Genomic DNA, 9,851 nt, shown 5'->3' with positions numbered 1-9,851 from the left:
ATAGTGCGGATACCCGTGTGAAAGTAGGTCATCGCCAGGCTCTTATGCCCCAAAACCCCTCGACAGCTATCGCTGCGAGGGGTTTTGTCTTTGCGGCCGCGTGACGGCGCTCGTCGCGTATCATGCCCGCCATGACAGTCGAATCCGAACTCGCTGCCGTCGAGGACACCCCCTGGTTTGTTTATCTCATCGAATGCGAGGGAGCGTCGATCTATACCGGCATTACCAACGATGTGGCGCGGCGCTATGCGGCCCACGTCGCGGGCCGGGGCGCGAAGTACACCCGGGCGCGCAAGCCGATGCAGTTGCTGGGATGGCTTGAATTTCCGAACAAGTCAGAGGCGCTGAAGGCCGAGATCCGGACCAAGCGGCTGACAGCGGCCCAGAAGAGGATGCTGATCGGCGAGCTGAGAAAGCCAGATTCCGAACAACAAAAAACGCCGGCGTAATGCCGGCGCTTTTTGTTGGCGACGGGTCGAGGATCAGACCACGGTCAGCGTGACTTCGATGTTGCCGCGCGTGGCGTTCGAGTACGGGCACACCTGGTGGGCGGCTTCGACCAGCTTCTGGGCAGCTTCCTTGTCCATGCCCGGCAGCGAAATCTTCAGTTCGGCCTGGATGCCGAAGCCCTGCGGGATCTGGCCGATGCCGACGGCGCCTTCGATCTTGGCGTCAGGCGACACCGTGATCTTCTGCTGGCTGGCCACGAAGCGGATCGCGCCCAGGAAGCAGGCCGAATAGCCGGCGGCGAACAGTTGCTCGGGGTTCAGGCCATTGCCGGCGCCGCCCATTTCCTTGGGAACGGCGAGCTTGACGTCCAGTTGGCCGTCCGAGGTCACGGCACGGCCATCACGGCCGCCGGTTGCCGATGCGTGGGCGGTATAGAGGACTTTTTCGAGTTTCATTTGTACGCTCCTGGGATGTTGCCCATCAAGGGCAGCGATTCGACAAAATGCCGGTGACCGGCAGTCATTCTTCGGTCCGCACCGTCTCCAGCGTGGACCGCAAGCCTTGCAGCCGCTTTGTCAGCGACTGGATTTCTTCCAACGAGCACTGCGTGGCACACAGCACCTCTTCCGGGATGCTGGCGGCCGCCGCACGCAGCTTTCGCCCAGCTTCCGTCAGCCCCACCAGCACCCGGCGTTCATCGGCCGTGTCGCGGGCGCGGGTGACATACCCCGCCGCTTCCAGCCGTTTCAGCAGTGGCGTCAGCGTGCCCGAGTCCAGCTTCAGGCGGCTACCCAACTCCGAGATGGCCATGCCGCCGTGTTGCCACAGTACAAGCATGACGAGGTATTGCGGGTAAGTGAGCCCAAGCTCACTGAGGATGGGCTTGTAGAGCTTCGTCATCGCCAGCGATGCGGAGTACAGCGCAAAGCAGAGCTGCCGATCAAGTTCGAGCCAGTCTTCAGCGGGTTGAGGCGTCGTTTGCTTCGTCATGGGAGATATCTTATACACAATTCAATTGTGTGCAAGATAAATTTCGCATGACCCACATGGCGCTATAGAGAATAGGGGTGGTACATGTCCGAGCCAAGTCGTACTTAACCCGCGGCAAGGTACGCCGCAGGAACGTGGATGCGATCCCGAGGAATAGTAGTTTCTTTAAGTCTGGCTTAAGTGTCGCTGCCTACGATGGCACTGTCGCGAATCGCCCGGATGCGGCGACGCCAACCAACGTAAGGAAATCACCATGATCCGCCAGACTCTCGCCCGTTCCGCCGTCGGTGTTGCAGCGCTCGTCGCGCTGGGCGGCGGTTATGCCTACCTGCAGAAAGACGCCATCACGCCGAGCTATGCCGCGCCGACGCCGGTTGCCGCCGCGCCGCTGGCCGTGGCCACGCCGACCGACTTCTCCGCGATCGTCGACCAGTATGGGCCGGCCGTCGTGAACATCAGCGTCACGGCGCGTGCGCAGCGTACGTCGGCACAGGTGCCATCGGGCATGGACCCGGACGATCCGCTGTTCCAGTTCTTCAAGCGCTTCGGCCCGCAGTTCCAGGGCCCGCAGGGCGGCCAGCCGCAACTGGTGAAGGGGCTTGGCTCGGGCTTCATCGTCAGCTCGGACGGCCTGATCCTGACCAACGCGCACGTGGTGGACAACGCCACCGAGGTCACCGTGAAGCTGACCGATCGCCGCGAATTCAAGGCCAAGGTGCTCGGTTCCGATCCGCAGACCGACGTCGCCGTGATCCGCATCGATGCCAAGGACCTGCCGACCGTGCGGCTGGGCGATCCGTCGAAGGTGCGCGTCGGCGAACCCGTGGTGGCCATCGGGTCGCCCTATGGTTTCGAGAATACGGTGACGGCCGGCATCGTCAGCGCCAAGTCGCGCTCGCTGCCCGATGACACCTATGTGCCGTTCATCCAGACCGACGTGGCCGTGAACCCCGGCAACTCGGGCGGCCCGCTGTTCAACCAGCGCGGCGAGGTCATCGGCATCAACTCGCAGATCTACAGCCAGACCGGCGGCTACCAGGGGCTGTCGTTCGCGATTCCGATCAACGTGGCCACCAAGGTCGAGCAGCAGCTTGTGGCGCACGGCAAGGTCACGCGCGGGCGCCTCGGCATCGCGGTGCAGGAGGTCAACCAGGCGTTGGCGCAGTCGTTCAACCTGCCCAAGCCGACCGGGGCGCTGGTCAACTCCGTGGAGCCTGACAGCCCCGCGGCCAAGGCCGGCCTGAAGCCGGGCGACGTGATCGTGCAGCTTGGCAACGACAAGATCGACCACTCTGGCGACCTGCCCGAGCACGTGGCTGACCTTGCCCCGGGCACCGAGACCAGCCTCAAGGTCATCCGCAAGGGCGAGCCGATCACGCTCAGCGTCAAGGTGGGCGCGGTGAAGGACAGCGCCGTGGCGCAGGGCAAGAACGGCGGCGAGACAGGCGGGCGGCTGGGCCTGGCGGTGCGTCCGCTGTCCCCGGCGGAGAAGCGCGACAGCGGCATCGATGGCGGCCTGGTGGTCGAGGATGTGGGCGGGCCGGCTGCGCGCGTCGGCATCCAGCCGGGCGACGTGATCCTGTCGCTCAATGGCACGCCGGTGGCGTCGGCCGAGCAACTGCGCGCGCTGGTGGCGAAGTCGGGCAAGCAGGTGGCGCTGCTGGTGCAGCGTGACGACGCGCGGATTTTCATCCCGCTCGACCTCGGCTGATCGTCTGGCCGGACCGCTTCGGCCATGCGGTCTGCGTTCCCCACCGGGACGTAAACCGCAGGTATACCGGGCGTATACGCACCCCGCCCCGGAGTTGCGTATACGCCCGCAAACCCTTGCCACAGGCGGATTTCAGGGCGACAAAACGCCCCTGGGCGGCGCGCAAACAGGTATGATCTCGACTGCGATGCTCGAAGCAGTGTGGTGACTCACGTCGCCACGTCAGGTTCTTGCTCAATCGACAGAAGAAGGAAGTCTATGCAGTTGGATTTCAACCGCGCCCCTCACTCGCCGGCGACTGACCTGGCGAGGCGGCTGACGACAGCCGCTGGCAAGCCGACGCCTCGTCGGCGCAAGAAGGAAGTCCCGCCCCACTGGGAGCGTGGCTACCGCTCCCACTACTACCGCAACGAACGTGGCGACAAGCTCGGCGAAGTCCGCCTGTCCGATCGTGGCGAACTGCCCGTGGTCTATCGCTGGGCGGCCGGCAACTATTCCGGCGCCGAAGGTTCGCTCGTGCATGCGCGCGCCCGCGTGGAAGAGACCGTCGGCTTTGGCATGCGCCAGTTGTCGCTGTTCTGAACGTCTCGCCGCAGCATTGACGCGCCCGGCGCGCGTCCGCCTTTCCCTTCCTGCCTTTCCGCACGCCCCGGCCAGTCCCGCCGGCCATCGCGGCACATCACGAAACAGCCTTTGACGCAGACGCCGCGCCTAACGCTTGAGCGCGGCGGCGAGTTCGCGCAGCCCGGCACGCAGCCGGACGATGGCGTGGGCAGCGTCCTTACCCTCCCGCGCACCATAGCGCCACGCCACATAGCCCTCGGTGACACTGCGCACGGCCGGCGCCGCACGCGGCAGCGCAGCCTGGGCGCGCGCGCTGAAATCGAGCGGGCCTTCGGCCGCGCCGCGCGTGCAGCCATGGCGCGCCAGCGTGGCGCAGAAGCGGTCGTAGAGTGCCTGCACCGGTTCCAGCCGGCGCCGGCGGCGGTAGATCGGCACCAGCGCCAGCAAGCTCAGCAGCGCCAGCCCCACGGCCAGCACGCTGGGCAGGTGGTCGCCCAGGCCGGCCAGTTCCAGCAGGCGCTGCTGCTTGCCGCGATCGTAGTCGAGTACCCAGCGCTGCCAGCGGTAGGCCAGCCCGTCGATGCCCCAGCGGATGTCGCGCAGCCAGCCCGGCGCGCGCAGGTCGCGCAACGCGGCGATCTCCTCGCCGGCCAGCGCGGCATCGACCCCATCTTCGACACGGCTGGGCGCCACGGCGCTGGTCGGGTCCACGCGCACCCAGCCGCGCCCGGCCAGCCAGACTTCGGCCCACGCATGGGCGTCGGACTGCCGGATCACGTAGTGCTTGCCCATCGGGTTGTACTCGCCGCCCTGGTAGCCGGTGACCACGCGAGCCGGCACGTCCGCCGCGCGCATCAGGAAGACGAAGCTGCTGGCGTAGTGCTCGCAGAAGCCCCGGCGCGTGTCGAACACGAAGCTGTCCACCTGCTCGGCGCCGAGCGGGGGTGGCGACAGCGTGTAGGCGAACGGCGCTGCCGCGAACAGCCGCATGGCGGCCTGCACGCGCTGCCACGGATCGGCGTACTGCCGCGCCCAGCCGGCGGCCAGCGCGCGGCTGCGCGGGTTGCCGTCCGGCAGCGCCAGCGACAGTTGCAGCGTGCGGCGCGTCAGCGGTTCGGGGCCGCCGCCGAGATACGAGCGCGCCCGGTAGCGCAGTGGCCGGTCCACGGGCGTGCGCGCGAAGAACTCGTCGTCTGCCGACCAGCGCGCCGCCACGCTGGCGGAGACGGCCGCGCCACGGTCGAGCAGGTAGAGCCATGGCTTGTGCGTCGGTTCGAGCGTCACGTTGTAGTCGCGCATGCCGGGCGGAGGCGGGGCGGTTTCGTCATCTTCCAGCGGGGCGGCGTTGCGCAGCGGCTGGTTGGGATCGAGCCGCCAGCTCTGGCCGTCGTACTGCCACAGCACCAGCGCGCGCCAGTACAGCGCGCTGGCCGGCAGCGGATCGCCCACGATGTCGGCGCGGAACGCCACGTCGGGCGAGCGGATCAACTGGCCGATGCTGCCCGGCTTCATGGTGTCGCCAATGCCGGTGCGGCCGATCGGCTCCGACTGCGGCAGGCGCCACAGCGGATGATCGAGGCGCGGAAACAGCACGAACAGGCACAGCGCCCACGGCAGCCCGAACAGCGCCATGCGCCCGAGCAGCGGCCAGATCGCCAGCCGCCCGCGCGCCTCGGGATGATGGAACAGCAGCCAGTTGCGCAGGATCCAGGCGCCGATGGCCATGCTGTACAGCGCCAGCCAGAATGGCTGCTCGGCCAGATAGAGCGTCAGCAGCAGGTAGAACGAGAGTTGCGTCACCAGCGTGGCGTCGGCCAGCGCGCGCGTCTCCATGAGCTTGAGGATCACGAACGCGGCAAGCAGCGCCACGCAGAGTTCGCGGCCCAGGCTGCCGCCGGCCTGCCAGATCAGCGCGGCGGCAATGCACAGTACCAGCACGGCGGTCACGCCGACCATCAGCTTCGAGGGCAGCGGCGCGCGCTGGCGCCACAGCAGCCAGCGCCACGCCAGCAACAGCACCAGCAGCACACTGACGGACACCGGCAGCGTGCGGGCCTGCGGCGCCAGCACCAGCGCGAGCTGGGCGATCAGCATGCCGTGTTCCTGATGGCCGAGCGGGCGTGGCGGCGTCCGGGCGGCCTTGGCCGTGCGGGCGGTCATGGGCGGCGCTCCGGCCACAGCGCGAGCGCTTCGAGACAGGCGCGCCGATGGGCGGCGCCGCGCCCGGGCACGATTTCCACGCCGGGCAGGCGCAGACCGATGTCGGCGGCATCGCCGGCCGCCACCACCCACGCGCAGAGGCGCGACAGCCGCGCCTCGGTATCCATCGTCAGCGGCAGTGTGTGCCAATCGATCCAGCGGGCGGGCGGCTGCGGCGCCTGGCCGGTGCGGCTCATCCAGCGGCCGGTGCGGGCGCTGTGCTTCCAGGCGATGCGGTGCAGCGGATCGCCTGCGCGGTACTTGCGCAACTGGTCGATGCCGTCGTCGACGGCCGACGCCACCGCGCCATCGTCGTCCTCGCCGGTACCGGCAGACTGCGGCAGCGGCGGGGCGTTGGCTTCCGGCGCCGGATAGACCAGCGTGGACAACGGAAATTCGGCGTAGCTCCAGACGCGGAACAGTCCGAACGGGAAGCGGCTCGATACCGTGACGCGCGGCAGCGCCAGCCGTCCACGCCGCGCCGCCGCGAGCCGGATCGGCAGGACACCGTCGGCGCCTTCGGTGCCGTCGAGCGTCAGCGAGCCCGGCGTGTCCGGCGTGCCCGCTCCGGCGCCGGCCTCGATGCCGATCCGCGCCATGCCGTCCTGCGGACGGGCGTGCAGCACGAACACGGCAGCGTCGCCGGCGAAGGCGGGCGATACCGGCCCGGCCGAGAGTTCGAGATCAAGCAGGTTGCGATAGGCCATCCACATGCACGACATGCCGATACCCACCAGCAGGAACGTCAGCGCGAAGCCGAGGCTGATGTTGTAGTTCAGCGAGGTGGTCAGCATGGCCAGCAGCAGCACCGCAAAGCCCAGGCCGCTGCGGGTGGGCAGGATGTAGAGGTGGCGGCGGTCGAGCGTGACCACGCCGTTGGCCGGCGCGCGCGGGCGGCGCGGACGCAGCGCGGACGCGAGCCAACCCGCCGGCGCGGCGCGCGGGGCGTGGGTGTCGGGCGCGGCCGGGGCGCGTGGCATGTTCGGAGGGCGGGCAGTCAGTGCGGACGGTCAGCGCGGGCGCGGGCCGCTCAGGGAATCGGCACGCCGGCCAGCAGGCGGTCGAGCGCCGTGGTGGGCTGGCCCGACGGCAACAGCCGGTGCGCGGCCACCGGCACGAAAACGGCCTGGAGATCCTCGGGCACCACCATTTCGCGCTGGTCGAGCAAGGCCCAGGCCCGGGCGCAGGCCAGCAGCGCCAGCCCCGCACGCGGCGACAGCCCGGCAATGAAACCGGCCTCGTTGCGCGTGGCCTGGACCAGCGCCAGCGCGTAGTCCACCAGCGCCGGGCTGGCATAGACGCGGCCCACCGCGGCCTGCAGCGCCAGCACCTGTTCGGCGTCCATCACGGTGCGAGTGTCCTGGCTGGCCGAGCCGCCCAGGTACAGCACGCGCTCGAAGGCGGGATCGGGATAGCCGAGCGAGAGCCGCATGGCAAAACGGTCGAGCTGCGATTCGGGCAGCGCGTGCGTGCCCACCTGTTCGAGCGGGTTCTGCGTGGCGATCACGAAAAACGGCGCCGGCAGCGCGTGGGTGGTGCCATCGTGGGTGACCTGCCGCTCGGCCATGGCTTCGAGCAGCGCGCTCTGGGTCTTGGGCGGCGCGCGGTTGATCTCGTCGGCCAGCACGAGCTGGGCGAAGACCGGGCCGCGATGGAACTGGAATTCGCCGGCGTCACGGTTGAAGACCGACACGCCGATGAGGTCAGCGGGCAGCAGGTCGCTGGTGAACTGCACGCGCCGATACTGCAGGCCCAGCGTCTGCGCCAGCGCGTGTGCCAGCGTGGTCTTGCCGACGCCCGGCACGTCTTCGAGCAGCAGGTGGCCGCCGGCCAGCATGCAGGCCAGCGCAAGCCGCACCTGACGGGGCTTGCCGAGCACGATGCGGCCAAGCTGGTTCTGGGCCTCGGCGAGCGAGGCGGTAATGCGGGGTCGGGCAGTCACGATGGCGGCATCAGTTTGGTTGGCGATGCGGTTCGTACAGCAGGGTGCGGCCATTGTAGCGGCGCCGGGGCCGCACCGGACAGTGGGTTACCGCACCCACGCCACACCGCCGCGGGCCAGGTTTCGACTGCTTTTCGCCCCGCAGGCCGCGTCCTGCCGCGCCCTGCCGCACGGCGCCGCCGCGCTTCTGGCATTATCGAACTGTTTGTCCTGCTGCCACTTTCAGAAAAGTCTCACCTGCAATGACTGCCTCGCCATCGCGCGCCGCCCGGGCGTCCGCTCCCCTCGATTTCGATTGTTCCGCGCCGCTGGCCGATCAGGCGGCGCTGGCCAGCCTGGCCCGCGAGTTCCAGGCCGGCGGCTATATCGTGTTGCGCAATTTCGCCAGCGAGGCCACCTGCGCCGCGCTCGAAGCCGTGACGCGCCAGCATCTGGCGGCAGCCGTGCCGCCGGTGGAGTTCGAGGCCGATCTCGGCTATCCGGGCGCGCCGGCCACGCGGCAGGCCGCCGGCGGCAATACGGTGCGGCGCCTGCGCCAGGCCTATGGCCGCGACGAGGCGTTCCGGCGCTGGGCCAGCAACCCGCAGCTGCTGGCCACGGTGGAGGCGCTGCTCGGCGAGCCCACGCGGCTCACGCTGGCGCACCACAACTGCGTGATGACCAAGCATCCGCACTTCGGCAGCCAGACCGGCTGGCACCGCGATACACGCTACTGGTCGTTCGTGAAGCCGGAACTGGTGACGGTGTGGCTGGCGCTCGGCGACGAAGACGAGCGCAACGGCGTGCTACGTGTGATTCCGGCGTCGCATCGGGCGAAGCTGGACCCGGCCCAGCTCGACCCGGCCGAATTCCTCGTGGAAGCGCATCCGAACAGCCAGATGCTGCTCAAGGGCGCCATGCCACTGGCGCTGCACCGGGGCGACGTGCTGATGTTCGACAGCCGGCTGTTCCACGCGGCGGGGCGCAATGATTCCGAGGCGGTCAAGCTGTCGGTAGCGTTTGCTTACTTCGGCGCCAGCAACCGGCCCGTGAGCGGTTCGCGCTCGGCGGAGTTCGGCAGCGTGGAGATGCCGCCATCGGCGGTCTGAACTAGGTCCGCAACCCCACCAGCGCCGAGATCTTCTCGGCGGCCTCCAGCAGCGGGGGCAGGAACTGGTCGGTCATTTCCTGGGCGCTCGTGCGGTTGGCCTGGCCGCTGATGTTGATGGCGGCGATCACCTGGCCGGCGCGGTTGCGGATCGGGGCGGCCAGCGAGACCAGCCCTTCCTCCAGTTCCTGATCGTTCTGCGCCCAGCCGCGTGCGCGGATGCCGGCGACCAGCGTCTTCAGCGTGGCTACGTCGGTCACGGTGCGCCGGGTGCGCGGCTGCAGGTCGGACGCCCGCAGCACGGCGTCCAGCTCCGCATCGTTCAGGCCGGACAGCAGCACCCGCCCCATCGACGAGCAATAGGCCGGCAGCCGGCTGCCGATCGACAGGTTGATGGTCATGATCTTGCGCGCCGGCACGCGCAGCACGTAGACGATCTCGGTGCCGTCGAGCACGGAGATCGAGCAGCTTTCGTGCACCGACTGCGACAGCGCCTCCATGATGGGCTCGGCCAGGTTCCAGAACGGCATCGAGGTCAGGTAGGCGAAGCCCAGGTCGAGGATCTTGGGCGTGAGGCGGAACAGCCGCCCGTCGTTCTGCACGTAGCCCAGCCCCACCAGCGTCAGCAGGATGCGGCGCGCGCCGGCGCGGGTCAGGCCGCTGGCCTGGGCGATCTCGGTCAGCGTCTGGGCCGGATGCGCGGCGTCGAAGGCGCGGATCACCGACAGGCCGCGCGCAAACGACTGCACGTAGCTGTCGCTCGGCTTCTCGGCGGTGCCCGGGGCGGCGGCCCGCGGCAGGGAATCGGCTGGGTTCGCCATGGATCGGAAGGCCGCGCGCAGGACGCGGAAAGAACTCGGAAAGGCCGAAAGGGTAGAGGAATTAACGCGGCATTGCCAGTCCCGGGC

Annotated in this window: 10 protein-coding genes; 4 read left to right on the top strand and 6 right to left on the bottom strand. The window is 68.8% G+C overall.

Annotation, left to right across the window (positions count from 1 at the left end):
• Positions 1-131 precede the first annotated feature (131 nt).
• Positions 132-449, top strand: a complete 318-nt coding sequence (locus tag EV147_RS24845) for a GIY-YIG nuclease family protein (protein ID WP_130393894.1) — start codon at positions 132-134, stop codon at positions 447-449.
• A gap of 33 nt (positions 450-482) precedes the next feature.
• Here the strand turns inward: EV147_RS24845 and EV147_RS24840 are convergent, their stop codons facing one another.
• Positions 483-905 (bottom strand): organic hydroperoxide resistance protein, encoded by a 423-nt coding sequence (locus tag EV147_RS24840; RefSeq protein WP_130393893.1) that lies wholly within the window; start codon positions 903-905, stop codon positions 483-485.
• Between the two features lie 64 nt (positions 906-969).
• Positions 970-1,440, bottom strand: a complete 471-nt coding sequence (locus EV147_RS24835) for a MarR family winged helix-turn-helix transcriptional regulator (RefSeq protein ID WP_130393892.1) — start codon at positions 1,438-1,440, stop codon at positions 970-972.
• 253 nt (positions 1,441-1,693) lie between these two features.
• Here EV147_RS24835 and EV147_RS24830 point away from each other — a divergent pair, with 253 nt between their 5' ends.
• Together EV147_RS24830 and EV147_RS24825 are read left to right on the top strand one after the other, a co-directional pair.
• On the top strand, positions 1,694-3,151 hold the full coding sequence (locus EV147_RS24830; RefSeq protein ID WP_130393891.1) for a DegQ family serine endoprotease: 1,458 nt from the start codon (positions 1,694-1,696) through the stop codon (positions 3,149-3,151).
• Positions 3,152-3,409: 258 nt separating this feature from the next.
• Positions 3,410-3,733 (top strand): hypothetical protein, encoded by a 324-nt coding sequence (locus EV147_RS24825; RefSeq protein ID WP_130393890.1) that lies wholly within the window; start codon positions 3,410-3,412, stop codon positions 3,731-3,733.
• 129 nt (positions 3,734-3,862) lie between these two features.
• Here EV147_RS24825 and EV147_RS24820 read toward each other — a convergent pair whose 3' ends face one another.
• The 3 genes from EV147_RS24820 to EV147_RS24810 are packed head-to-tail and all read right to left on the bottom strand — an operon-like array spanning position 3,863 to position 7,856.
• Positions 3,863-5,875, bottom strand: coding sequence for a transglutaminase TgpA family protein (locus EV147_RS24820; protein ID WP_130393889.1), 2,013 nt, complete (start codon positions 5,873-5,875; stop codon positions 3,863-3,865).
• Positions 5,872-6,894, bottom strand: coding sequence for a DUF58 domain-containing protein (locus EV147_RS24815; protein WP_130393888.1), 1,023 nt, complete (start codon positions 6,892-6,894; stop codon positions 5,872-5,874). The genes EV147_RS24820 and EV147_RS24815 overlap by 4 nt, the downstream gene beginning before the upstream one ends.
• 50 nt (positions 6,895-6,944) lie before the next feature.
• On the bottom strand, positions 6,945-7,856 hold the full coding sequence (locus EV147_RS24810) for an AAA family ATPase (protein ID WP_130393887.1): 912 nt from the start codon (positions 7,854-7,856) through the stop codon (positions 6,945-6,947).
• 242 nt (positions 7,857-8,098) lie between these two features.
• On the opposite strand from EV147_RS24810, the gene EV147_RS24805 reads away from it, so the two are divergent.
• Positions 8,099-8,944, top strand: coding sequence for a phytanoyl-CoA dioxygenase family protein (locus tag EV147_RS24805; RefSeq protein WP_130393886.1), 846 nt, complete (start codon positions 8,099-8,101; stop codon positions 8,942-8,944).
• Between the two features lies 1 nt (position 8,945).
• On the opposite strand, the gene EV147_RS24800 is transcribed toward EV147_RS24805, so the two are convergent.
• A complete protein-coding gene (locus tag EV147_RS24800; protein ID WP_130393885.1) occupies positions 8,946-9,764 on the bottom strand; it encodes an IclR family transcriptional regulator in 819 nt (272 codons plus the stop codon).
• Positions 9,765-9,851 lie beyond the last annotated feature (87 nt).

Source organism: Cupriavidus agavae (assembly GCF_004217045.1).
Lineage (GTDB): Bacteria > Pseudomonadota > Gammaproteobacteria > Burkholderiales > Burkholderiaceae > Cupriavidus > Cupriavidus agavae.
Note: the sequence above shows the minus strand (reverse complement) of the source record. Positions and strands in the feature narration are given on the sequence as shown.

What these genes read in the sequence shown, in the direction of transcription:
- EV147_RS24825 (WP_130393890.1), top strand. Translation starts at nt 3,410, where the DNA reads ATGCAGTTGGATTTCAACCGCGCCCCTCACTCGCCGGCGACTGACCTG.
- EV147_RS24800 (WP_130393885.1), bottom strand. Translation starts at nt 9,764, where the DNA reads ATGGCGAACCCAGCCGATTCCCTGCCGCGGGCCGCCGCCCCGGGCACC.
- EV147_RS24845 (WP_130393894.1), top strand. Translation starts at nt 132, where the DNA reads ATGACAGTCGAATCCGAACTCGCTGCCGTCGAGGACACCCCCTGGTTT.
- EV147_RS24805 (WP_130393886.1), top strand. Translation starts at nt 8,099, where the DNA reads ATGACTGCCTCGCCATCGCGCGCCGCCCGGGCGTCCGCTCCCCTCGAT.
- EV147_RS24840 (WP_130393893.1), bottom strand. Translation starts at nt 905, where the DNA reads ATGAAACTCGAAAAAGTCCTCTATACCGCCCACGCATCGGCAACCGGC.
- EV147_RS24815 (WP_130393888.1), bottom strand. Translation starts at nt 6,894, where the DNA reads ATGCCACGCGCCCCGGCCGCGCCCGACACCCACGCCCCGCGCGCCGCG.
- EV147_RS24830 (WP_130393891.1), top strand. Translation starts at nt 1,694, where the DNA reads ATGATCCGCCAGACTCTCGCCCGTTCCGCCGTCGGTGTTGCAGCGCTC.
- EV147_RS24835 (WP_130393892.1), bottom strand. Translation starts at nt 1,440, where the DNA reads ATGACGAAGCAAACGACGCCTCAACCCGCTGAAGACTGGCTCGAACTT.
- EV147_RS24820 (WP_130393889.1), bottom strand. Translation starts at nt 5,875, where the DNA reads ATGACCGCCCGCACGGCCAAGGCCGCCCGGACGCCGCCACGCCCGCTC.